The sequence below is a fragment of the Lysinibacillus sp. FSL W7-1291 genome (assembly GCF_038593415.1).
Lineage (GTDB): Bacteria > Bacillota > Bacilli > Bacillales_A > Planococcaceae > Lysinibacillus > Lysinibacillus fusiformis_D.
Genome location: NZ_CP151994.1, coordinates 232,956 through 259,047, shown reverse-complemented (window position 1 = coordinate 259,047; position 26,092 = coordinate 232,956). Strand labels below are relative to the sequence as shown.

The 26,092-nt window shown below is 37.6% G+C and carries 14 protein-coding genes and 1 riboswitch; of the genes, 4 read left to right on the top strand and 10 right to left on the bottom strand.

The window, feature by feature from the left end:
• Positions 1 to 81: 81 nt before the first annotated feature.
• The 3 genes from hutI to hutH form a co-directional block, all read right to left on the bottom strand.
• Positions 82 to 1,359: an imidazolonepropionase gene (gene hutI / locus NST76_RS01170; protein ID WP_058844642.1), complete on the bottom strand. Its 1,278-nt coding sequence runs from the start codon at positions 1,357 to 1,359 to the stop codon at positions 82 to 84.
• Positions 1,356 to 3,026, bottom strand: coding sequence for a urocanate hydratase (gene hutU, locus NST76_RS01165; RefSeq protein ID WP_058844643.1), 1,671 nt, complete (start codon positions 3,024 to 3,026; stop codon positions 1,356 to 1,358). The genes hutI and hutU overlap by 4 nt, the downstream gene beginning before the upstream one ends.
• Positions 3,027 to 3,187: 161 nt before the next feature.
• On the bottom strand, positions 3,188 to 4,702 hold the full coding sequence (gene hutH, locus NST76_RS01160; RefSeq protein WP_058844644.1) for a histidine ammonia-lyase: 1,515 nt from the start codon (positions 4,700 to 4,702) through the stop codon (positions 3,188 to 3,190).
• Between the two features lie 281 nt (positions 4,703 to 4,983).
• On the opposite strand from hutH, the gene NST76_RS01155 reads away from it, so the two are divergent.
• Together NST76_RS01155 and NST76_RS01150 are read left to right on the top strand one after the other, a co-directional pair.
• The gene (locus tag NST76_RS01155; protein ID WP_058844645.1) at positions 4,984 to 6,438 is read left to right on the top strand and encodes a helix-turn-helix domain-containing protein; all 1,455 of its coding nucleotides are present in this window, start codon (positions 4,984 to 4,986) and stop codon (positions 6,436 to 6,438) included.
• Positions 6,439 to 6,747: 309 nt separating this feature from the next.
• Entirely contained in the window at positions 6,748 to 8,253 is a 1,506-nt protein-coding gene (locus NST76_RS01150; protein WP_036125644.1) for a catalase, read from the top strand.
• Between the two features lie 660 nt (positions 8,254 to 8,913).
• Here the strand turns inward: NST76_RS01150 and thiC are convergent.
• From thiC to NST76_RS01130, 4 genes are all read right to left on the bottom strand, one after another.
• A complete protein-coding gene (gene thiC / locus NST76_RS01145; RefSeq protein WP_342544520.1) occupies positions 8,914 to 10,692 on the bottom strand; it encodes a phosphomethylpyrimidine synthase ThiC in 1,779 nt (592 codons plus the stop codon).
• A gap of 145 nt (positions 10,693 to 10,837) precedes the next feature.
• A riboswitch (TPP riboswitch) is annotated at positions 10,838 to 10,952 on the bottom strand.
• Between the two features lie 78 nt (positions 10,953 to 11,030).
• Positions 11,031 to 11,960 carry an AEC family transporter gene (locus NST76_RS01140; protein WP_036125640.1) on the bottom strand — a complete coding sequence of 310 codons (930 nt, stop codon included), beginning with the start codon at positions 11,958 to 11,960 and terminating at the stop codon, positions 11,031 to 11,033.
• Between the two features lie 111 nt (positions 11,961 to 12,071).
• Positions 12,072 to 14,174 carry a methyl-accepting chemotaxis protein gene (locus NST76_RS01135; protein WP_342544519.1) on the bottom strand — a complete coding sequence of 701 codons (2,103 nt, stop codon included), beginning with the start codon at positions 14,172 to 14,174 and terminating at the stop codon, positions 12,072 to 12,074.
• Between the two features lie 210 nt (positions 14,175 to 14,384).
• Entirely contained in the window at positions 14,385 to 15,545 is a 1,161-nt protein-coding gene (locus tag NST76_RS01130; RefSeq protein ID WP_036125634.1) for a response regulator, read from the bottom strand.
• A 211-nt stretch (positions 15,546 to 15,756) separates the two neighbouring features.
• On the opposite strand from NST76_RS01130, the gene NST76_RS01125 reads away from it, so the two are divergent.
• Together NST76_RS01125 and NST76_RS01120 are read left to right on the top strand one after the other, a co-directional pair.
• Positions 15,757 to 18,726 carry an ATP-binding protein gene (locus NST76_RS01125; RefSeq protein WP_342544518.1) on the top strand — a complete coding sequence of 990 codons (2,970 nt, stop codon included), beginning with the start codon at positions 15,757 to 15,759 and terminating at the stop codon, positions 18,724 to 18,726.
• Between the two features lie 758 nt (positions 18,727 to 19,484).
• On the top strand, positions 19,485 to 20,783 hold the full coding sequence (locus NST76_RS01120) for a hypothetical protein (protein WP_089934009.1): 1,299 nt from the start codon (positions 19,485 to 19,487) through the stop codon (positions 20,781 to 20,783).
• Positions 20,784 to 20,889: 106 nt separating this feature from the next.
• Here NST76_RS01120 and NST76_RS01115 read toward each other — a convergent pair whose 3' ends face one another.
• The 3 genes from NST76_RS01115 to NST76_RS01105 form a co-directional block, all read right to left on the bottom strand.
• A complete protein-coding gene (locus tag NST76_RS01115; RefSeq protein WP_342544516.1) occupies positions 20,890 to 22,812 on the bottom strand; it encodes an AraC family transcriptional regulator in 1,923 nt (640 codons plus the stop codon).
• A gap of 143 nt (positions 22,813 to 22,955) precedes the next feature.
• Positions 22,956 to 24,866, bottom strand: a complete 1,911-nt coding sequence (locus NST76_RS01110; protein WP_340812418.1) for an AraC family transcriptional regulator — start codon at positions 24,864 to 24,866, stop codon at positions 22,956 to 22,958.
• A gap of 190 nt (positions 24,867 to 25,056) precedes the next feature.
• Positions 25,057 to 26,001: an ABC transporter substrate-binding protein gene (locus tag NST76_RS01105; RefSeq protein WP_036125827.1), complete on the bottom strand. Its 945-nt coding sequence runs from the start codon at positions 25,999 to 26,001 to the stop codon at positions 25,057 to 25,059.
• Positions 26,002 to 26,092 lie beyond the last annotated feature (91 nt).

Below are 26,092 nucleotides of genomic sequence, written 5' to 3'. Positions count from 1 at the left end.
ATAATCTTCCTTCAAGGTAATTGCAACTCAATTTTAAAAAAGCATAAATAAAGCTTCCTCAGCCTTATTTATGCCCATTTTTTATCGATTATTCAACAGAATGCCGTTTTGTACAACAACTTGCCCATTTTTGATAACTGTATGTGTATGGTTCATACCATAGAAATATTGTAACTGCTTATAGTTGGCAACATCTAAAATAAGTACATCCGCTTTTTTATTCGCTTCCAAGGAACCTATTTGTTTGCCTCGATTTAATGCATAAGCTGCATTAATCGTTGTCGCAGTTAACACTTCCTCCAATGTCATTCCCATATGCATACAGGCTAAATTCATAATAAATGGTAAACTCATTGTCGGTGATGATCCCGGGTTAAAATCTGTTGATATTGCTACAGGCACCCCTTCATCAATCATTAGACGTCCTCTTGCATATGGTGCACGTAAAAAGAATGCAGTTCCTGGCAGTAATACAGCAATTGTGCCCGCTTCAGCCATTTTTAGAATTCCTTTATCAGAAGCAACCAGCAAATGCTCTGCCGAAATAGCTCCCACCTCGGCAGCAAGCTCCGCTCCTTGATAAGGCTCGATTTCATCAGCATGTATTTTCGGTGTTAAGCCAAGAGCTTTGCCAGCCTCTAAAATGCGCTGAGATTGCTCTGGTGTAAAGACACCCTTTTCACAAAATACATCATTAAATTCTGCCAGTTTTAGCTCTGCCACCTTGGGCAACATGTCATGGATTACAACATCAACAAATTCATCCTCACGTTCCTTATAGTCGCGTGGTACTGCATGCGCACCCATAAACGTACTAACAATATCAACGTCATGTGTAGCTTGTAATTGTTTCGCTACCTCTAGCTGCTTCTTTTCCGTATCCCAATCCAATCCATAACCTGATTTTGCTTCAACAGTTGTCACACCATGCTTTAAAAATACATCTAAATGCTGCATCGTCTTTTCATATAATTCTTCAAAGCTGGTTTCTCGTGTACGCTTTGTTGTAGCATGAATACCGCCACCTGCGTTCATAATTTCCATATAGGTAGAACCATTAAGTCTCATATTAAATTCTTGTTCACGTGTTCCACCATGCACTAAATGGGTATGACAATCCACTAAACCTGGCATCACAATCTTACCAGTAGCATCAATAATGTCTGCTTTCCTTACTAAATCAGGGAAATCTACTTCCAGTTGTTCAAAAGCTCCAACAGCTACAATACGATCTTCTTCAATTAGTACACAGCCATTTTCTACTACCGCAATTTCCTGCATTTGTTCTTTCGTACGCGGTCCTTGTGCATTACTTCTCAAAGTAATTACTTCATTGGCATTTCTAATTAGAATGGTCACTTCACATCACCCTTTAACATTGGTATATGGACACCTTTGTTTTTTGCCGTATTAATCGCAATCTCATAGCCTGCATCAGCATGACGGGCAACACCCATGCCAGGGTCCGAAATCAATACTCGTGCGATTTTTTCAGCAGCAAGCGCCGATCCATCCGCAACTAGTACTTGACCTGCATGCTGTGAATATCCCATTCCTACACCACCGCCATGATGCACACTCACCCAGCTCGCACCACTAGCAGTATTTACAAGCGCATTTAAAATTGGCCAATCCGATACTGCATCCGAACCATCCATCATCCCTTCTGTTTCACGATTTGGTGATGCGACTGAACCTGAATCTAAATGATCACGCCCAAAGACAATCGGTGCTGACAATTCACCATTCGCAACCATTTCGTTTACCTTTAATGCAAAGCGATGACGATCACCATAGCCTAACCAGCAAATACGAGCTGGTAACCCCTGCCATTTAACCATTTTTTGCGCCATATCAATCCAATTGACTAGACCTTCGTCTTCAGCGAACATCTCTTTCGCAAGTGCATCTGTTTTATAAATATCCTCAGGGTTTCCTGAAAGAGCCGCCCAACGGAATGGTCCCTTTCCTTCACAGAATAGTGGACGAATATAGGCTGGTACAAAGCCCGGGAAATCGAAGGCATTCGTTACACCCATCTCTTTGGCATAGGCACGAATATTATTTCCATAATCAAATACTTCTGCACCTGCATCTTGAAACGCTAGCATTGTACGAACATGCTCTGCCATTGTTTCTTTCGCTTTGTGCTCATACGTTTTAACGTCCGATTTCCGAAGTGCTAATGCTTCTTCAAATGTCATGCCATTTGGTACATAGCCATTAATCGGGTCATGTGCAGATGTTTGATCCGTCACAAAATCCGGAATAATCCCTCGATTTAACAGCTCACGATTGACATCTGCACAATTCCCTACAAGACCAATAGAAGCTGGCTCTTTCTGATTACGTAATTTATCGACTAATGCAATGGCTTCATCCACAGTCTCCACGATGTAATCACAGTATCCTTCTTTTATTTTACGTTCAATGCGGGCACGATCCACTTCAACGACTAAGATTACAGCGCCTGCCATTTTCCCAGCTAACGGCTGTGCACCACTCATACCGCCCATACCACCTGTTAGGATGAATTTACCACGTAAATCCGCAGTGCCAAATACCTTCTTCCCTGCTTCTACGAATGATAAATAAGTTCCCTGTAAAATGCCCTGAGCACCAATATAAATCCAGCTACCCGCAGTCATTTGCCCATACATCATTAAATCTCTGTCCTCTAATTCATAGAAATGATCCCAATTTGCCCATGCAGGTACTAGGTTTGAATTGGCAATTAATACACGGGGAGAATGCTCATGCGTACGGAATACAGCTACTGGCTTCCCTGATTGAATCAGCAGTGTTTCATCATTCTCTAATTCTTTTAAAGAAGCAATAATTTGTTCATAGCTTTCCCAGTTACGAGCAGCCTTTCCAATACCACCGTACACAATCAGCTCATCTGGGTTCTCAGCCACCTCTGGGTCTAGATTGTTCATTAACATACGCATTGCCGCTTCCTGTGTCCATCCCTTACATGTTAGTTCACTTCCACGTGGTGCACGAATATCTGTTTTGAATACCATAAAAACACGCTCCTTTTCATAAAAATACTATTAGTTTGAAAGTGTAGATACTAAAATAAAGACTGAATATTCAGACTTAAAAGCATATAATTATATCCAAAGCAGAGGTGACTCGGATTAACGAGTCTTGCCTCAGCCTTTGCTATTTCATTCAACCCTATTTACACATACTCATTTACTAGATCATTACTTGCTAGTAAGTATTTCGCCAATGCTTCAATTTCGTCACCAATTGGTTGATCCGCTAATAAAGGTGGACAGAATTCACGCACTTTCTCTAAGAATTTACGTGTTGTTGGAGATAATTGCTCTTCCGCCTTATCTAAATGGATTGCCTGAGAAGCACAAATTAATTCTATTGCGATAACGCGAGCCGCATTGTGAACAATCTGACGTACTTGACGGGCCGATGTTGTTCCCATACTTACATGGTCCTCTTGGTTACCTGATGTAGGAATAGAATCCACACTAGAAGGATGAGCTAATACTTTATTTTCTGAGACAATAGAAGCTGCTGTATATTGTGCAATCATTAGTCCACATTCAATCCCAGGGTTTGTTGCCAAGAACGGCGGTAATCCTTCGTTAAGATGTGGATTTACCATACGTTCTGTACGACGTTCTGAAATATTAGCCCATTCACTTACACCAATCTTCAAAAAGTCCATTGCCAAGGCAATTGGCTGACCATGGAAATGACCACCCGATAGTACCTCACCACTTTCTAAAACAATCGGATTATCTGTAGTCGCGTTCATTTCAGTTTGAACACGATTCTCCGCGTAGAAAAAGGACTGCCAAGAAGCACCGTGTACTTGCGGAATACAGCGTAGCGAGTAAGCATCCTGCATGCGAATTTCGCCTTGCTTTGTGACACGTTTACTACCATCAAGCCACTTACGAATACGTCCCCCCACCAGTTCTAATTCTGGATGTGGCCTTACTGCTAATAGCGCTGGATCAAATGCTGACGTAATGCCCTTTAAAGCTTCTAGCGTCAAGCTTGCCGCCATATCCGCCGCAAGTCCAATTCGTTCAGCTTCATTGACTGTTAATACACCAATTCCTGTCATAGCTTGCGTACCATTAACAAGTGCCAGCCCCTCTTTAGCTTGAAGTCGAACTGGTGTTAACTCCGCTCGTTGTAGCGCCTCGCTTCCACTCATAACTTCTCCGTTAAACTCCGCCTTACCTTCTCCCACTAGCACTAATGCCAAATGCGATAATGGCGCCAAATCGCCGCTTGCTCCCACCGAACCTTGTGACGGAACAATCGGATGCACTCCTTTATTAATAAACTCCAATAACAGCTGTACGGTTTCCTCACGAATGCCAGAAAATCCTCTAGCTAAAGCATTGGCACGTAACACCATCATTGCACGTACAACATCAGTAGGGAACGGTTCACCAACACCCGTTGCATCAGATCGTAATAAATTCAGCTGCAATAGCTCAATATCCTCTTGCTCAATTTTTATATTGCTGAGTTGCCCAAAGCCTGTATTCACTCCATAAATCGTTTGTCCTTCAGCTAAGCGTTTCTCGATACGCTCTCTACTTAAACGAATACGTTGTAAACTATTAACAGAAAGTGCAACTGTTGCTTGCCCCTTAACGATTTCCTCAATTTGTTGTCTTGTTAATGTATTGCCATCAAGCTCGATGATCGATTTCACATGACATCCTCCTATTCCCTATCTAATTATGTAAATAAAAACTCCTCATTTATTGGTCGTAATATTAAAAACTTCAGCATTAAATTCCATTTAAGCGTTTTCATTGTACAAGTGGTTTCTGCTGATGATTTATTACTCTATTTACATTGTACTCACTACTTTTTTCAGAATATAGAGAATTTTAAAAGAGAAAAGAAGATTTTTTTCAGATTCCTATGTTATTTTTAATAATATAATCGTATTTTTATATGAAACTGGAATATTTTATAGGAGTTGATGTAATGAAGCTATTATTAATTGATCGTGATCCTACCGACTTGGCAGGCATAAAGTGGTTTTTACATACCTATTTCCCTGGAGACGTCTTCATTGAAATGTGCACAAGTATTTCAGAGGTGCCCCAAAGAATTCGATTATTTGAACCGGACGCCATTCTGTTAAATATCGATCTATTTCCTAATAATCGCTTAACGGCTCTTTATCGGGATTTACAAAAGCTATCTGGTGCCATTCTTGCAATGACGACAGAACCTTTATTTAAAAATGCATTGAAGGCAATAGATTTACAAGTGGCCCATCTCTTTGTAAAACCCATTGATTTAGAATTATTAAAACAAAAGCTCACAACCATTTCTCTTCGCACACCACAGGTCACGGAATATGCACAGGAGACTACAAATGATTCCTTTTATGATCAATTATTTTTAGATAACAAATCTAGTTCAATTGAGACGACCATACATTTCACAATGATGGAGCCAGAACATATCGAAACTTTTAATAAGCTTTACAATTGGCTACAACAAACACCTATCCACTTCCATATGAAAACCTACCCTCTGTCCAATACAATTGTATGCCTTTTTCAAACAAGTGACATAAAGATGGTAGAAAAGGATGTCCGTGCACTTATGATGGAATGGCGGTTAATTAGTAATAGTTCTTTAAATATTGGCATTTATGATGGGCCACCGACAACCATCAAAAACATGTATACATTAACAAAGCGCGCACTACATCAAAGCTTTTACGAAGGCTTTGGTCATATTTTTTATGCAAGCAAACAAATTGAAACACAGCCCTTTGATCCCTTATTAACACCAGAAGAGCAGCAATTGTTAATCAGTAGTTTGGAAGACGGAAACCTTGAAGCCGTTAAAACATTTTTATACCAGCTATCTAATGAGGGAATATATTATGAGCAAGATGATCTACGTATTCATTTAACAAGTGTTCTAGCACAAATTCGACGCTTTATGTTGAAATATAAATTACACGAAAAAGCAGTTATCGAGCAAAGCTATCGTCAGCTATTTCACTTAATCATTGAACATCCTATATTTTATACAATTCTCAATGGCATTATTTCTTTCACACAAACATTAATTGAATTAGCGCGGGAAGCTCGAATGGAGAAACGAGCCGATTATGTTGAACTAGCTTTAGAAATAATTGATCAACAATTTAATGATAGCTCCTTGTCCCTGCCCTTCGTCGCCCATAAGCTCGGAATCAGCCCAAATTATTTAAGTACCATTTTCTCAAAGAAGCAAGGCTTACCATTTAAACGCTATTTACAGCAAATAAGAATTCATCATGCTACTAACATGCTGCTAGAAACGGATTTTTCCATTAGTGAAATTGCCCATTTAAACGGTTTTGATGATCCTAATTATTTCATTAAAATATTTAAACAACAAATCGGCATAACGCCTAATCGATATCGAAAAAACTAAAAGATAATTGATTGAAATAATTTTCAATTAGTCCATTTTATTTTCAATAAAGGTTTTTACAATGTAGTCATTATCTTAAAATTCATGTCATTTTCATACCTAATATTTTTTAAAAGGAGATTAGAAAAGTGAAATTTCTGGTGAAAACTATGTATAAAACGCCTTTCCTTCGCATATATTTATAGTTTATCTTTAAATATAAAAATTCTTTAACGATAATAATTATAATGTACTAGCAATTCTATTTTATATTTGTTATAGTTATAGATGAAGAGTTTGACTTATATTTTTTTCAGGAGGTAAACTAATATGACAAACGCAAATGATCGTAGCCGTCGTTTTACAACAGCAGGTGGCGCTCCAGTAGTAAGTAACCATGACTCTATGTCAGCAGGTCCACGTGGTCCTCTTTTACTTCAAGATGTATGGTTAGTTGAAAAATTAGCAAATTTTAACCGTGAAGTAATTCCTGAACGTCGTATGCACGCTAAAGGCTCAGGTGCATTTGGTACTTTTACTGTAACGCATGATATTACTCAATATACAAAAGCGAAAATTTTCTCAGAGATTGGCAAGAAAACAGAAATGTTCGCACGTTTCTCAACAGTTGCTGGTGAGCGTGGTGCTGCAGATGCTGAGCGCGATATTCGTGGCTTTGCCCTTAAATTCTATACAGAAGAAGGAAACTGGGATCTAGTAGGGAACAATACACCTGTATTCTTCTTCCGCGACCCATTACACTTTACAGATTTAAACCATGTCGTTAAACGTGATCCACGTACAAATATGAAAAACGCTAACTCCAACTGGGATTTCTGGACTCTATTACCTGAAGCACTTCACCAAGTGACAATTGTAATGTCTGACCGTGGTATTCCAGCTGGTTACCGCAATATGCATGGATTTGGTTCTCATACGTATAGCTTTATCAATGCTGAAAATGAGCGTGTATGGGTTAAATTCCATTTCCGTACAGAGCAAGGTATTAAAAACTTAACAGGTGCTGAAGCTACTGAAGTTATCGGTCAAGATCGTGAATCTTCACAACGTGATCTATATGAAGCTATTGAAAAAGGCGATTTCCCTAAATGGAAAATGTATATTCAGGTTATGACAGAGGAGCAAGCTCGTGAGCTTCCATACAACCCATTTGACTTAACAAAAGTATGGTATAAAAAAGACTTCCCATTAATTCCTGTCGGTGAGTTCGAGTTAAATAAAAATCCGGACAACTACTTTGCAGAAGTTGAACAAGCTGCATTCGCACCATCTAACATTATTCCTGGTATTAGCTTCTCACCAGATAAAATGTTACAAGGTCGTATCTTTGCATACGCAGATGCACAACGCTATCGCCTAGGTGTAAACCACTATATGCTGCCAGTTAACGCACCGAAATGTCCATTCCGTACTTTCCATCGTGATGGTGCAATGCGCTTTGACGGCAACCTCGGTTCTACATTAGGCTATGAACCAAATAGCTATGGTGAATGGGAGCATAATCTAGACCATAAAGAGCCTGAATTACGCATTGATGGTCATGCAGGTATTCACGACTTCCGTGAAGATGATAACAATTACTTTGAGCAACCAGGTAAACTGTTCCGTTTAATGACTACAGAAGAGCAACAACGTCTATTTGAAAATACAGCGAATGATATGGCTTCTGTTGAAGAATTCATCAAACGCCGTCACATCCTTCACTGCTATTTAGCTGACCCAGCATATGGTGAGGGTGTCGCAAAAGCGATGGGTCTTTCGTTAGAAGGTATGGACCTTACAAACCCATATGTAAAACAACCAACTAACGTTTAATAGTCCACTTATTATTGATATCCAAATTCAACTTTTACTCCATGTGAATCTGTCATTCACATGGAGCTTTTTTATGATTAGAAAAGGCTTATGTCTATACTTTGACATAAGCCTTCCTTAGTGTTGAAAAACAAAACAGTCAATTGAAAGGGAGAAATGGATTTCCGTTGCAGGCTACTTGCTTTCCTGTGGGCGAGCGCCGAGCCGCTTCCTCCGCTACCGCTCCGTGCAGGGGCTCGCCTGTCTCGCTATCCCACAGGAGTCAAGTAGTCTTCCACTCCAACCCACAAAAATGGTACCTTTTTAGCAAAGGTTTTCAAATAAAGTGAAGGTTTTTGCTACTTATTTTATGGAGGATGATTGTCATTCATCACTTCTCCATATTGAAAATAAGAGCCTATCCCCTCTAAGAATACAGATAATGGGCTATTTGATCGCTATACTACTATGAAAAAAAGTAAAGACACTTTGCAGAATGGTTGATTGGAGTGGAGCGAGCGTAAGTGAGTGAAGTGGCTCATCGGACGCCCCCTGGAAAGGGCGCTGGCGGAACGGAAATCAACCTCTCACCTTGCAAATTTGCTTTTTCTGCCGTTGACATCATCTTTTTTCAACAACATGAAAGGCTTATGTCTATACTTTGATATAAGCCTTCCTTCATTATTGATAAATCTGACTCCCCGCTTTTTTAAACTCCTCTGCCTTTTCCTGCATACCTTGATGAATAGCTTCAGTCGTATTTAAATCTTTTTCTTTAGCATAATTACGAATATCCTGTGAGATTCTCATACTACAGAATTTAGGGCCACACATTGAGCAAAAGTGCGCTGTTTTCGCCCCCTCTGCTGGAAGCGTTTCGTCATGATATTCAACCGCACGTTCTGGATCTAATGATAGATTGAATTGATCACGCCAGCGGAATTCAAAGCGTGCTTTTGACAATGCATCATCCCGTTGTTGTGCACCTGGGTGTCCTTTCGCTAAATCAGCTGCATGGGCAGCAATCTTATAAGTAATAACTCCTACTCGAACATCCTCACGATTAGGTAAGCCAAGATGCTCCTTCGGTGTCACATAGCAGAGCATCGCTGTACCAAACCAGCCAATCATCGCTGCACCAATAGCTGAGGTAATATGGTCATATCCTGGCGCAATATCTGTTGTTAATGGGCCCAATGTATAGAAAGGCGCTTCCTTACAAACTTCTAATTGCTTGTCCATATTCTCCTTTATCAAATGCATCGGTACATGACCTGGCCCCTCTACCATCACCTGAACATCATGCTTCCAAGCGATTTGTGTTAATTCACCCAGCGTTTCAAGCTCTGCAAATTGGGCCTCATCATTGGCATCTGCAATGGAACCTGGGCGTAAGCCATCTCCTAAAGAAAAAGCAACATCATATGTCTTCATAATTTCACAGATTTCCTCAAAATGTGTATAAAGGAAATTCTCTTGATGATGAAATAAACACCACTGTGCCATAATTGAACCACCACGTGACACAATGCCTGTTACACGATTTGCTGTAAGAGGTACATAGCGTAAAAGAACACCCGCATGTATCGTGAAATAATCAACCCCCTGCTCTGCTTGCTCAATGAGCGTATCACGATAAACTTCCCACGTTAAATCCTCGGCTATGCCATTTACTTTTTCTAAAGCCTGATAAATGGGCACCGTTCCCACTGGCACTGCAGCATTTCGAATAATCCATTCTCTCGTTGTATGAATATGTTTACCAGTCGAGAGATCCATAATATTATCGGCACCCCAGCGTGTAGCCCATGTCATTTTCTCAACTTCTTCTGCTATTGACGACGACACCGCGGAATTTCCAATGTTTGCATTGATTTTCACATGGAAGTTACGACCAATAATCATCGGCTCTGCCTCAGGGTGATTAATATTAGAAGGCATAATAGCCCGACCTGCTGCAATTTCTGAACGAACAAATTCAGGATCCATGTTTTCACGTATCGCCACAAACTCCATTTCCGGCGTTATCATTCCATTTCGTGCATAGTGAAGCTGTGTTACATTTTTACCCCTTTTTGCACGTAAAGGCTTCCGCTCCAATTCAGGGAAAACATTTTCTTTAATGCGCGGATCATCAACACGACGAAAACCGTTATCCTCAGGTTTAATCGTACGCCCCTCATATTCCTCAACATCTCCTCTTTCTTCTATCCATGCACGTCGCAAAGTAGGCAGACCCTTTGTAATATCAATGTGATAATTCGGATCTGTGTATGGACCACTCGTATCATATACTCGAATAGGGGCATTTTTTTCATCCCCAAAGCTACCAGTCGTTGGGCTTAATGCGATTTCACGCATAGGTACTAAAATATCTGGACGTGATCCTTCCACATACACTTTTTTGCTTCCTTCAAAGCTAGACATAATCGTAATGTTCTTTTCACTAACTACTGACATGAGCTACTTCTCTCCCTTAAATGTAATTTGATACAAGGACCGAAAATCTAGCTCACTCCAACAAATAAAGAAAGGCCGAATCCAAAATATTTTTTTGGATCCGGCCATGAATGTAAAGGTCTAGTAATTGCACACGACATACGATGCAATAGCTTCTTAACTTTCCCACGCTGGTATGAGCCAGATCAGGTCCAAAGGGTCAAGAAACTTCTAAGCGTTTCCCTCTCAGCCTGACTCATCAGACTCCCCTAGTTAATACTATTTAGTTTGATGCTAGTGTAGCAGATATTTCTAAGAGATGGAAGTTTTCCATTCAATATTTTAAAATTTTCATCCAACTAAGTAAATAATACTTCCGCAAGATAAATCACGATCGTTACTGTTAGACAGCTCACAATGGTTGAAAATAAAACAGTTTGCGCAGCTGTAGCTGATTCCACATCGTATTCTAATGCTAGACTAGAGCTATTGCGAGATGTTGGGAAGGCACTGGCTATAAACAGAGATTGTGCGACAACTCCATCTAACCCCAATACATAAATAATGACCAATGCTACAGCTGGTCCGATAACTAATCTTGTAAAACAGCTAACAAAAACAGTTTTATTAAACATAGATTTGATTTCAAGCTGTGATAATTGTGCGCCTAATGTAATTAAGGCTACAGCAATAAATCCATCTGCGACATGCTCTACAGGTATTTTGATAAACTGCGGTATACCAATATTAAAATAGTTCATAGCGACACCAATAATTAGCGCATGAATAATGGGCATTTTAAAGAAATCTTTGATGATTGTCATACCCGATTTCGTAGAGGAAATTAAATTGTACAAACCATATGTATAAGTTGTCATATTTTGAAATATAACGAGCATGACCTGAATGGCTACACCAATAGGTTGTGTTACAAAAATCATTTGGGCCACTGGAATACCATAATTTCCAGAGTTAATGAGCACAACACTATTTTTAAAGACGGCTGCCTCCGTTTTGGCCAAACCAAGCCCTTTCGCTAAAAAATGACTGAGTATCATTTGACTCCCAATAAAAAGCACAATAAATAACCCGACTTCTCCCAGAACAGACAGCTCTACACGTGTTTCATATAAATTCACAAAAACAGCGGCTGGCATAAAGCAATATGTAATAAGCTGAGACAATGCTTTTAAGTTAAAACGAAATTTCTTTTGTAGTATAGCGCCAAGTACAAGCAACACTAAAATAGGTGCAACAATTTGAAAGAAAATCATTCCGAGATACATCATATTGATGACCCCCTTCCCTTCATTATAGTAGTGCTGAATGGCTAACAGGTCAATGTCTCTTCCCTTCACCATTAAGAAAGACTGCCTATATATTTTAGGCAGCCTTTTTCTTTACGCTAGCTTAAATCGATTTACGACTTCTTGCAGTTCATTTGATATATCATTCATATTTTGAATAGACTCTGCTACTTTTAGTAACTCTCCTTGTTGATCCATTGCAGAAGCACTTACTTGTTCAGCAGAGGCAGCTGTTTCCTCTGAAATAGCAGATATACTTTGAATAGCCATAATTGCTTGATTTTTATGCTCTAACATACTAGATAACTTACTCATTAGTTCACTAATGGAAGCTGCAATTGAACGTGACAAGTCACTGCTATCTTTAAAGGCCATTTGTGTGCTTTGTACGGACTCATTTTGAGAATGCATTAAATCTGCATTCGAAGCAATAACAGCTACTGTCTGTTGGGAATTTTCGAGAATACTTTCTACCGTACTCTTAATAATTTCTGTTTCATTTTTAGATTGCTCTGCTAGCTTTCTTACTTCCTCTGCTACTACCGCAAACCCTTTTCCATGTTCGCCAGCACGAGCTGCCTCAATACTTGCATTTAAAGCTAACAGATTCGTTTGCTCTGTAATGCTTTGAATAGAAGCGATGATTTGATTAATATTGGCAATGTTAGAAGCTAATGATTCCATTTGCTGTTGAATACGCCCATTCATCTCATTTGTTTCTATATTATGTTCACGTAAACTATTAACCTCATGCAATCCCTTTTCTGTCGTTGCACTTGTTTTATGAGATAGCTCATCCATCTCATTGGATAGTGACGTAATGGCATCAATCTGATCAGATAGATCCATCATTCGATAATTGGTTTCTTCAGTATCCTCTGATTGCTTCGATGCACCTTGTGCAATTTCATTGATTGCTACTGAAACCTCTTGACTTGAAGCTACTATTTCATTAAAGACCTCATGCACTTGATTAGAAGATTGGTTCAATAATGTCGTAGAATTTAGCACTGTTTGTATTGCACTATTGGTTTTATCCAGCATATTATTATAAGCCAGTGCAACTGCACCAATCTCATCAGACTTAATATATTTCTCCTCTACTCTTTGTGTTAAATCCCCTTCTGCAGCTGTTTCAATGGATGCACGCAAAAATTGGAGTGGCTTTAACTGTTTGTAAATGAATAGCACACTTGCAACTGTCATCAAAACAACCATAATAATAGAAGAAATAATTGTAAATACAAAGACGTGGTTGTATGTCTCTAGAATTTTTGATTCAGGCAATACAATTTGAACAGTCCACGTCTCGTCAATATCCTCTAAAATCATTGGGGCAAATACATTAAATGCCTTTTCCTTAAACTGGTTAGAATCAACGTACATACTTGTAAGCTCATCATTTTCCATGGTCTTACTAATACTTGTCCAAGCTGGGTCCTCTTGCATATTGCGCCCATCTAGCTCTTCACCAAAACTGTTGGCTGTCAGTACACCCTTATTCGTAATAATGCCCGCATAACCACCCTCTGGTGCAACAGATTCTGTTAATCCATTTAAAAAATCTATCGATACATCCGCCGTCAATACACCAAAAAACGATCCAGAAGCATTGACTAACGGCACTGAAATGGTTGTCATTAATACGTTCTTTCCATTTACATTGTAATCATACGGCTCCGTTAAAACTGCGCGTCCGTCTTCTTTTGGCACCCAGTACCATTCAGAAACACTTTTATCATCGACCCCTTCAATTAAAGTGGTGCTGATCTTATTATCATCTTTGCTTAGGTATGGTCCAAAACGTTTTTTGGAATCGACTAAAGTAGCCTCTGCATTTGCATCTAACATAATAGAACCCTGCTCAAAGATTGCTCCAACACCAAGTAAATCATCATTGTTAGCTAGATTATTTTCCATAATGTCTAAGACACCCTTGGAAGATAAAGCATTATTCTTCTGCATGCTTTCAATGATTTGCTTTGTTGTTTGCAATGCCGTATTTGCTTTCTTGAAACGCTCACTCATAATAGCAGCCGAAGATTCAGCAGCCTGCACAGTTGCATATTCTGAGTCTTCCACACTTTGATTTTTTATAATAATTCCCGTTGTCACTGTATAGGATAAAAATAAAACTAGAAATAATCCTATAATTAGGGAAGATAGTTTTAATGCAATACCTTTAGATTTTTTCATAACTAACACCCCACTTTTATAATAATGATAAAGGATGAAAGGTTGTATCACAATAAAATATTTAGCGAATAAAGTAGAATTTTACAGAGTTATAGAGAGAAATATGGACAAATCTACAACCAATATACATTTTTTAATAAGGGTCTTATGAACTATTAAAAACAAAAAGCTCTGTCTATGACAGAGCCTTTCATAACAAAATCATGTAGTTTAACTAAAGGTTTGAGCATGAGGCATAGCATTTGCTTGTTTCCAGCTTTCATACCAACTCTCAATTTCCTCGCTTGGTTCCACTGCCAAATGCTCCTGAAGCATTTTTTTTAATAACCAGTATTGCTCCTCAACAGCAGCTGTATTATTTAGAAGATCGTATAGCTTCATTAAAGTGAAGTAGTTTTCCTCTGCATCAGAAAAAAGTGCCTGGACTTTTTCCTGTACCTTTACTGCAGCCATGTAGTTCTCATTTTTTATGTAAAACTCGCTTAGCTGATGAGCATGGTGTAACCACAATCTCCTTAAGCGCTCTCGCTCACTTTCCGCCCATAGATAATCGCAATCTCCTAAATAATCACCTGTATACATTTGGAATACTTTTTCATGTTCATCAACTGATGTCTCTTGTAATGGGGGTAATGATTTTAAACAGGACAGCCACTGTTCTACATCCACTACAACATTTTCAACTAAGAGCTTATAGCCAGAATTCAGCAAAGGGCTTGAAATTTGCACACCATCCATTCCATAATTTTTTAATGTTTGACGGATTGTATAGATAGCTGTATAAAGCTGTTTAGATGCTTTATCGATATCAGACTCCGGCCAAAATAATTCTAAAATCGTATCACGATAAATCATTTCATCACGGTGATTTAGCATGAAGGCAAATAGCTCTTTGGCTTTAGATGTACGCCATTTCATGAGCTGTGTATGACCATCTGGTGTAACAACATTAAGACCGCCAAAAAGCTTAATAATTGTATGTTTAGGCGGAACTTTTTTATGTTTATTATTTATGTGTTCTAGACGTTCTAAGGTCTTTTCTAAACGAACATTTTGTACAGGCTTTAATAAGTAATCAATAGCATGTAGATTAAATGCATCTATTGCGTATTGATCAAACCCTGTTGTAAAAACGATTTCTACATCGGGCAATAACTCTTGAATTTTTTCCCCTAATGCTAAACCATCCAAATCAGGCATCACGATATCTAAAAATACAGCATTTGGCTGTAGCGTTTGGATCTCTTCAATTGCTTTTAGAGAATCGGTGTATTCTCCTACTATTTCAATTTCCGGGACATTACTTTTTTCAAGTAAGGTTTTCAGTCTCGTTAATGGTAAAATTTCATCATCTACTAGCACGATTCTCACATTGACCCCTCCTAAAAAACTATTCCTTTACTTATTATCGTATAATTATTAAAAGAATTGATAGAACAACCATTACTTTTGAAGGAGAAATAACTCTATTTGTTGAAATCTATTATTTATGATGAAAAAGAAAATACTTTCCAAAAATTTTACTATTTTTCTAATTGCCGGGTTATTCTTTTGTTTTCTAACTTTGATACGCTTCACTTGGATGAATTTCACAAATATTTCAACAGGGATCGATGCTATCCAAGGGACTGTTAATTTAAGAAATATTGATACAAGCCATAATTTTATAATTAAGCTACAAAAGGAATGGGAATTCTACCCTAATATCCTTCTCGCTTCAGAAAATACCCAATCAGTGGAACAACATAAAGTTTATACAAATCAACCAGAATCTTGGGATCAGTATTTTCAACATAATGATGAGGTTCATTATGGTTCTTATCGTTTAAAAATTCTCAAAGAACACACTGCACCTCAGATGTATGGCATTACGATTCCTGAAGGTTTAGCTCCCTATGAGCTTTACATAGATGGTCAATTCATTGGTGGACTAGGGAATCTTACAGCGGATTATACTCAAACGGCTCCTATTGGCAGACCTGTAACCCATTATTTTACGCTTAATACTAATGAAAGCGAAATTATTATCCAAGGTGTTCAAACAAACCCATATGTACAAGGCGGGTTTCAAAAAGAAATTATTTTTGGCGATTTGCACTCTATGGAACAATCAAAAACCTTTTCCATTACAACTCAAATGGCGGTTTGCTTAGTCTTTATTTTTTATCTATTATTTACGATTCTACTTTGGATTATCGGTATTCGGGATAAATCTCTTCTTTATTTTGCCTTGATTATTGTTTCAACCTGTGTAACCGTACTCGTTTCTAGCAATAAAATTTTATTTAGCTACATACCTATCAATTGGATTTGGGCAAACAAATTATTTTATTTTTCTTATATTAACAATATGATGTTTTTCGTTTTGTTCCTACGTGAATTGATGAAGGAATACGCTAAGCCTAAAATATTAACGATTGTTCCTTTGCTGTGTGCTACCTATTTATTATTTATTGTAGTAACCCCGATAGAATACATTTTTAAAACAAAAATGATATTCATAATACTTTTCATCGTCTCGCCTATTATTATAACGATTTTCACATTGTCTATCGTGATAAAAGGTCAAAAAGGCGTAATATTTTTATTATTAACAGGGACAGCAGTAGTCACTAATTCATTATTTTTCTCTATAAGACAAAATGCTACACTACCTTATAGTCATTATCCTTTTGATTTATTAATTGGTATAACGGCATTATCCGCATTTTGGTTTACACGCTATTTTCAATCAACCTTACAAACTGAAAAGCTTTCTGTGAAATTACAAAAAGAAATAAGTACAAAGGATGATTTTCTAGCAAATACCTCTCATGAGCTGCGAAACCCTTTGCACGGCATGATGAGCATCGCCCAAACTTTGTTAGCAAAACAGGAAACTAAAGAAGATCAAAGTGATTTAAAACTATTGGTAAGAATCGGCAATCACATGACCCATATGCTAGATGATTTATTAGATCTAGTAAAGCTAAAAGAAAAAACGCTTCGACTGCAGCCCAAACCTTTGAATGCTTATAATCTCGCAAGTGGGGTTAGCAATATGTTTCGTTTTATGCTGAAAGGAAAACCAATTGAGCTTATCATACGGATACCTACTAATTCACCTTTTGTGTTAGCAGATGAGACACGATTAATTCAAATTTTTTCCAACCTAATTCATAATGCCATTAAATTTACAGAGCAGGGCTCCATTACGATTGATGCCGAAGTGGTTGGTAAAAAATTATATATTTCCGTTACAGATACAGGAATTGGCATTGAAAAGGATATGCAAGAAAGAATATTCGACCCTTATGAGCAAGTTGATTCAACAATGACGTCGGTAAGTGGGGGCCTCGGATTAGGCTTAAGTATTTGCCAAGAGCTTATATCTTTGCACGGTGGGACAATATCGTTGACTTCCACTCTTGGGGAAGGCTCATCCTTTACGTTCTCCTTACCCATAGCAAAGACACAAACAGTGGAATACAGTGACTCCACTACTGAAATGGATACAACATTATTAAAATTTACGTCATTGTTAAATGATTTATCGCAAATGAAAGAAAGCTTTGCCGCTTCCACTGAAGAAACTACTTTGGTGACCAGTCAGGCAAGAATTCTTGTCGTGGATGATGATGCTGTAAACTTACAAGTTCTCGTGAATGCATTTTCGACTGAACCCTTTGAAATTGAAACAGCTTTAAGTGGGACCGAAGCTCTTAGAAAACTACAAGAGAGTAGCTTTGATTTAGTTATTTCCGACATTATGATGCCGCATATGTCTGGCTATGAATTGGCAAAGTACATTCGTGAAAAATTCTCAATTTCAGAGCTGCCCATATTATTTTTAACAGCTCGACAGCAAAGTGAAGATATTCGACTCGCCTTTTTAAGTGGAGCAAATGACTACATTAGGAAACCAATGGAATACATGGAGCTTAAATCACGTGTTCAAGCACTCATTCAGATGAAGCAATCTAGTGAGGAACGTCTTCGCATTGAAGCTGCATGGCTCCAAGCACAAATTCAACCTCACTTTTTCTTCAATACACTGAATTCTATTATTTCTTTAAATGGAGTAGATGATGAAAAAATGGAGGAATTACTACTGGCCTTTAGTGATTACCTACAAATGAGTTTCGATTTCCAAAATGTCGATTTAGTCGTGCCTATCGACTATGAATTAAAGCTTGTACGCGCCTATATTGCAATTGAACAAATTCGCTTTGGTGACAGGATACGAGTTGTGTGGAATATTCCTAATCAGATGAGTCTGTTTGTTCCTCCACTGTCGTTACAAACTTTGGTCGAAAATGCTATCCAGCATGGTATTTTACCTCGTCGAGAGGGTGGTACTGTGACCATCTGCATCAAAGAGATGGAGAAGCTTTTTACAATAGCCATTTCTGATAACGGTGTTGGCTTTGAACATAGGATACCTGAAAAGAAAACAAGCGTAGGTCTTGTCAATACGGAACAACGTCTAAAGCAATTATTTGGCGTGGAATTAACGATAAACAGTGTCATTGATCAAGGCACAACCATCTCCTTCTCCATTCCAAAAACTTAAAGGCGAATGATGTCGTTCTAACCGCCAGTTTGGAAGCTGAATCCGTCACTTTATGAGCTCTATTCATCTCTTCCAGAAATCCTATCCATTGCACGAACAAAAAAGACTAGGCTTACAAAAGAAGCCTAGTCTTTCTTGGTTTGCTTACAGTTTAAGACATTGACAAGATTACATAAAATAGCTTACTACATGGTACTGAACAAATCCTGAACATCCTTGTATTTTTCATGTATCACATTCGTAACTTTTGACTGTTCAGCTGCTTAATTTTCTTTTCTGCTTAGTTTGCTTGTAACCGTTCCCTTCTTGGCTCTCTATCTACTGTTAATCTGTTCAATGTCTACATACCACCCAAATTAATACTTCATCACATCATGAATATTTTCAGCGATTTGTCGATTTTCTTATGTACCTGTTACAACATAATACTTTGATGAATTGTTCATTTTCTTCTTTTGAACAGTACCTAGTGATGCATTTTTAACCTTCGGGATCAATTGTAACCAATTGACTCACCATGCTCTCTACTCAACATCTCCTGTTTTTCCCATTAAATTTCTATTATCTTTACAAATATAACTTCCTCTATAGGTACTGAAGTTATATGATGCTCACATAAATTTTATAACCAATCTACCTAATCATCTAAAAAATGCATAAAAAGATCCTAGGCTATGATAAAATTGATTTAACACCAAATCTTGGATAGATTCCCACTGCATCTACCATGAAAAATAAAATAGGAGGCTTCTCTTAGTATGAAAAACAAAAAAAGATTGGCTTTGCTGTCTTTAGTTGCTATCCCTTCACTTCTTTACAGTGCACCAGCATCAGCAGCTGAAGTTACAGAGCCATCAAAAATAGCCTACACATACAATAATAACTACTACTACAATTCTAATGTCTGGAATGTTATTCAGCTCATATCAATCATTGATGATCGATATTCCTCATTCCAAACAAGATTGGAATCGGCTCTCAAAGCTTATAACAACTTGACTGAAACAGAAAAACAGTATGTTACTAATTATGACGTACTTTCCAATCATCAACATACTAGAATTTTATATCGTAAACTCGCTTCACAAATTGAAGAAAAACTAGCTTCTGTTGAACCTACCGCAGTTAATTATTATGAAAATGTTTTGGCTACAAGGGAGTGGTTCAATTCTTTAAACGCTGCACAGAAAACATTTGTTAATGCTGAAACACAGAGAATACTATCATCATATATAAGTCCAAATACGACAATTGACAAAGTAGTAACGAAAATACAATTATTAAATTCTTCACGCTTAAGCTTCCATCAAGAAGTTGAGGCAGCACGTGCTGAATATAATGCATTACGAAAATTTACAAATGCTTATTTACCGTATGGTACAGAGCAACTATTATTGGAGGCTGAACGACTTGTCGTAAAGGATAAAGCTGCTGCCAAAGATGTAGAAAATGCCATTGCTGCTCTATCACCTAAAACATCTACAATTAAGGATGTACAAAAGGTTAAAACTGCGTTTGAGGCGCTAACACCCGTGCAGCAACAAATAGTTCCAAATGTGTCTATTTTAATTGATTTTGTGAATGGTAAATATAAACTTCCAACACAATCAGTTGAAAATACAAAGCCTAATTTTTCCAATATCGCCGCATTGCCTGGTAAAACAACGGCTATGTCTAGAAATAGAAATGATTATAGTGCAAAAATAAATGTCACTGACCCAGGAGTTCACACAGAAAGATTTATCTTAACTACCAAATCCAATATGACATTAATTATTCCTTCTCTCTCAACTTTAGTGGATAAGGATACTACTGGTGTCATAGAAATTCAGCTTAAAAGAAAATTAAATAACATTACATTCAAGATGACACTCAATAATAAACCTATAGAATTCGAGGAAAACATCGAATTAATTATTAACAATTTGCCTAAAAATGCTTCCATTATTCAAAGGAACGATTTAGGTGAGAAGTTGCATACTAACTTCTATGTTGATGGAAATCGCCATATTGTTCAAGCAACTACGTCTGGCACATTCCAAATTATAAGAAAATAAGCATGACGCTTCTGAAAGAAGAAACAACTAAATTCAAGTTAGTTGTTCCAGACTGTAGACAAAAGCCCCATAAATGATATTTATGGGGCACTCTCTAATGTTTATACTATTTTGTCGTAGCTACTAGGTTGTCCACGATGAAATCTAGCTGCTTTGTTAATGAATAAATGTCGTTATAGTAACAAAAACCAAAATCCATTTCAATCAGCCTTCCTTCTTTAACGGCTGGGATATTAGACCAAACTGGGTGATCTGTTAAATCCACCATTCCTTCGTAGGATGAACGGAACACAAAATCACCTGCATAATCTGTTAGTACTTCTAAAGAAACATTGATTGCCTCATCCGTGTTGTTTTTGTCATCAATTTTCTTTTGAATAATATCAGGTGCTTTCAAACCTAAATACTCATAAATAGCTTGGGAACCACGTCCATAGGTATAGCTTGTCACTACGGACATTTGTCCTTTGCCGCCTTCCATAATACTAACTGTTTTATCTAAAATACCTGCCTCTTTCAGCTTCTCTTGACTGTTCTCTACTTTTGTATAGAAATTAGCTAAAAGCTCTTTTGCTTCTTTCTCTTTCCCTAATACTTCACCAATCTTCGTTAAACGGTCATCCAGTGATGTAGAGAAATCGATCATGACAGTAGGTGCAATTTTTTGCATTTGCTCATACAGCTCATCCTTACTTGGGATAATGATGACGTCAGGTTTTAATTGGATTACTGCCTCCACATTTGGTTCGAACCACTCACCTAAACTTTCAACTGTTTTTAATTCTTCCTCAAATGCTGCTCCCTCTTGTATTTTAGAGGAGCCCACTGGTGTCACATCAAAAGCTAGTACATCACCTGTATAATACATCACCACTACTCGCTCAGGATTTACAGGTATTTCTACATCTCCTTTCATAGTGGATACAATTTTTGTTTGTGATTCGCTGACTGCTTGTGCCGTAGAGACCTGTTTTTCCCCGCTTCCAGTATTTGTTGTTGCTCCACTACTGCAAGCACTTAATAAAAGTGTCAGACATAGAAAGAGTGTTGCAATAGCTGATAATCCTCTTTTATTCATTGGTTCATACTTCCTTTCATTATATTGATAACCATTCTCAATATAATCTTGGAAGCTCCAATCGACAATGGAGTATCTTTCAGACATTGAAGGACTATCTTTTACTAGACGATTCAACTGTTCCCTTTGACGAAATTTTATGGGGGAAACGCCTACTCTCTTTTTGAATAGTCTACTAAAATAATAAACATCGTTATAGCCGACACCCATTGCGATATCGCGCAAGCTAGCATTTGTCTGCTCAAGCAAAATAGAAGCTTTTTCAATACGGAGCTGAATTAAATACTCAATCGGACTACAACCTATTTGTTGCTTGAATTGAATGGATAAATGGGATGGACTATAGCGTAATGCCTTCGCAATTGATTCTAAAGTCAATGGCTGTGCATAATTTTCTTCTAGATAGGCTTTAATTTGACTAGAGACATTCAGCTTTTGAATGTCGATACTGTCTTGTTCTAACTGCTTGAAAATCTCATTTAATAATTGATAGAATAGCGATTTAATGGTAAATTTGCTGAGATTATTAGCATTTCCCCATTCTATATACATATAATGTATTTTTTTAAACATAGTAATAGGTGAGTTAGGTATAAGACTGTATTGATAGTTGAAAGGATTATTGCTTTGCATGGCTCTTGCTATCATTTTATTAAGGGTTAAAGGAATGGAAGCTCGATAAAATACCATGTAGTATTCAAACCCTTTGTCTGTTGCCACGATTTGCAAAGTGGAGCCTTTTCCACCGTGAATAAGATGAAAGCCCTCTAGTGTATAGTTTGTTAAATCGATCTGGATTTCTGCACCTCCACCTGTGGCAAAAAGAAACATATTAGCAGGCAATTTATATAATTTCCCAATCTCTTCAGGTTTAAATAGTTCATATCGTATATCGAGTACTTTAATCGTTGCATGATTCCAAAGAAAAAAAAACTCCTCTTTTGGCAGCATCCTACATCATTCCTTCCAATTATCACTATCTCCCAGTTTATTATAATTGATAATCGTTCTCAATACATTTTTCTACAATCATGCATGAAACATAGAAAAATCACTCAAACATCCAATGCTTGAGTGATTTTATGGAATCCCATTTATTTTGCTTTTGCATGCTGTACTAGCATTTCTGTCACTTCTTCAATTTGTCCTAGGATTGAAATAGGATCTGAAAACCAGAAACTCCAGCCATCAATTTCAAAAATTTGATCATCTTGCACAGCATCTAGCGTTTTCCAAACTGGTTCGTTTTTATAATCATATGTTTCTGTCGCTTTATCAACAGCCACAAAAATATAATCACCCGCATAATCTGGAAGTAATTCAGGTGATAATTCCAGCCACGGCTTTTCAGGATCAATTTCCTCTACTACTTTTGCGGGTGGAGTTAGCCCAAGCCCATCATAAAATGATCGCCCTGTATAACCATTACCATATAATGTTATGTTATTTTTTGCTCCACCAGCAAAAATCGTCACGGTTTGATCCTTACCAATGATATCTTGAACCGTTTGTCTCGCTTTTGCTACCCTTTGACTATAGTCATCTAACCAAGCCTTCACTTCTTCTTCTTTATCTAAAATTTTACTAAACTCCTCCAATGTTGCATCCATTTCTAAATTAAAGGGTATTAAAACTGTAGGCGCTATTTTAGCATATGCTTCGTATTTCTTATCATCCCCAGTAATGATAAGGTCGGGCTTCAAATCAACTACTGCTTCAAGGGATTCTTCAAAATAAGTAATTCCTTCATTATGCTCCTTCAGGTAAGGGCTTTTCATATAAAGCTCCTGTGTTCCAACTGGTTTAATGCCCATAGTTAATAAAAAACCTGGGTAATAATCGGTTACGATACGTTCTGGGTCAACAGGAATCTCGACATCCCCCTTCACAGTGGATACAATTTTGGTTGTCGACTGTACTTCCGTTGACTCATTAGCTGGTGCTTTTGTTTCTCCATTATTAGAAGCTGTGATAGCAGTACCAGAGCATGCACTAAGCAATAAAGTGAAGCATAGCAATAGAGTCGCCATCATAGAGGACTTTGCTTTTTTATTCATCGATAAATCTCCTTTTGCTTTATATTGATAATAATTATCATTATCAATATAATGTCGTATCCACTTTTTATCATTAGACAAAGAAAGCCGATACATAGGACGATACGATTTATGCTTATCTGGCTGTTGTTTAAATTGCATTGGGGTTTGCCCACTGTACTTTTTAAAGATACGGATAAAATAAGAGACATCTTCATAGCCAACACTCGACGCAATCTCCTGCAAGCTCGAAGTGGTATGTAATAATAACTGCTGTGCTTTTTGTATTCTTATCTGGATAAGATAATCAATAATACTTCTACCCGTCTTCTGCTTAAATTGCTTAGCTATATAGGGCACACTATAATTCAACATTTGAGCAAGCGATTCTCGTGTAATCGGTTGATTGTAATATTCTTCTATATAATTTTGAATTTGCTCCACAAGGTCCGGCTGTTGAACAATGACCTGCTGTTGATGTAATTGCTGCAAAAGTTCATAAATGAATTGATAAAAAAGGACTTTGACATGAAAATGGGCTAGATTGCCCTGTTTGAGCCACTCTCGGTGCATAGTTTCGATTTTTTCCTGTAATGTGAGCGCATTAGAAATTTGAAAAACATATTGAAGCTGAAAAGGTTTTTCACGTTCCCACAACGCTAGCAAATTTTTTCTATGGGGAGGAGGTAACGTCGCTTTGTAGAGAATTAAATAGTACTCCAAACTATCTTCTACAGCACTAATATGCAGGCAACTCCCTTTACCAACATGCACTATATAAAAATTTTCTATCTTATAGGCTTTACTGTCTAATAATACTTTAGCCTTTCCCTTTATTGCGTACAAAAAACCGCTAGCTGGTACACGATAGGAGCTAAGCTGTTCATCACTTTGCATCCTTGTATAACGAATATCAAACAATTGAATGGAAGCCGCTTTCCACAAAAGGATATGATCATCTATGTTCACTGTTTGTTTTCACACCTTTCTAGTCAAAGCATAGAATGGTACCTCATGTGAATATTATAAATGATAAACATTCTCAATAATATATTAAAATGAAACAACAAAAAAGAAGCACCTTTATTGCTAAAGTTGCTTCCTTTTTTTACTTGCTATAAACCATCGTACTAATAAATTATCTGCACAACTCACCCTGTTATTTTTTAGTCGTTAGCCATTTGGTTAATTCCTCAACCTGAGCCAACACTGCTGTAGGGTCATAGTACCACGAACGTTCCTCAGGCCAAACATAAAGATGATCGTTTTTTACAGCTGGTAGGCTACCCCATATTGGATCATTTTTAAAATCTTCAACTGTGCGACCATCTGCAGTTAAAATGATGTAGTCTCCTGTATAATCTGCTAGCACCTCTTTTGAAATTTCAACCCACTGCTTTTCCATAATTTCGTCTGCTACTTTAGCGGGTGGCTTACGACCAAGCGACTGATAAACTGGCTGTCCACCACGTCCAAAGTTATCGCCATAAGCATAATAAGATTTGCCTGCATCTTCAATAATAGAAAAGCTTGCATCCTCTGGAATAATCGCATCTACCAGTGCTTTTGCATCGGCAATCTTTTGATCGTATTGTGCGAGCCAATCCTTCGCTTCCTGCTCTTTGTCAAGCAATTCACCAAAATATGTAAGCTCTTCATGTGCATTCTTTAATTCACCATAAGGGATGACAACTGTCGGTGCAATTTTACTTAAAGCATCGTAATTTTCCCCATTGCCCGTAATAATTAAATCTGGTTTGAGTGATATAACTTTTTCAATCGATGGTTTTCCATAATCACCGATTTCTTCTACATCCTTTAATCCATCCTTTAAATAATAGTTTTCAAGAGCCAACCCAGGAGCTCCCACTGGCTTCACGTCCAATACAAGCAAACTAGCAATATATTCCTCTGCTACGATACGCTGTGGATTAGTCGGAATAACAATTTCGCCATTTGTCGTCTGGACCGTTTTTGTCTCTGCTTCTTTTGTATCTTGTTCTGTAGTTGAACTAGTGTTTTTTTCATTTTCCCCACAAGCCGTTAACAAAAGAAGTAATAGAAGAAACAGTGGTGCTATGAATTTTCTATTTTGTCTAAGCATTTTTTTCCTCCATACACATTAGTTGATAATCATTCTCAATAATTGTAGAAGAAAGTAAAATAACTGTCTATGCATGGAAGTGATTTGTTCC

Excerpts from the sequence above, each read along its gene's own strand:
- hutU (WP_058844643.1), bottom strand. The coding sequence starts at position 3,026 with ATGGTATTCAAAACAGATATTCGTGCACCACGTGGAAGTGAACTAACA.
- NST76_RS01155 (WP_058844645.1), top strand. The coding sequence starts at position 4,984 with ATGAAGCTATTATTAATTGATCGTGATCCTACCGACTTGGCAGGCATA.
- NST76_RS01150 (WP_036125644.1), top strand. The coding sequence starts at position 6,748 with ATGACAAACGCAAATGATCGTAGCCGTCGTTTTACAACAGCAGGTGGC.
- thiC (WP_342544520.1), bottom strand. The coding sequence starts at position 10,692 with ATGTCAGTAGTTAGTGAAAAGAACATTACGATTATGTCTAGCTTTGAA.
- NST76_RS01140 (WP_036125640.1), bottom strand. The coding sequence starts at position 11,960 with ATGATGTATCTCGGAATGATTTTCTTTCAAATTGTTGCACCTATTTTA.
- NST76_RS01135 (WP_342544519.1), bottom strand. The coding sequence starts at position 14,174 with ATGAAAAAATCTAAAGGTATTGCATTAAAACTATCTTCCCTAATTATA.
- NST76_RS01125 (WP_342544518.1), top strand. The coding sequence starts at position 15,757 with ATGAATTTCACAAATATTTCAACAGGGATCGATGCTATCCAAGGGACT.
- NST76_RS01120 (WP_089934009.1), top strand. The coding sequence starts at position 19,485 with ATGAAAAACAAAAAAAGATTGGCTTTGCTGTCTTTAGTTGCTATCCCT.
- NST76_RS01115 (WP_342544516.1), bottom strand. The coding sequence starts at position 22,812 with ATGCTGCCAAAAGAGGAGTTTTTTTTTCTTTGGAATCATGCAACGATT.
- NST76_RS01105 (WP_036125827.1), bottom strand. The coding sequence starts at position 26,001 with ATGCTTAGACAAAATAGAAAATTCATAGCACCACTGTTTCTTCTATTA.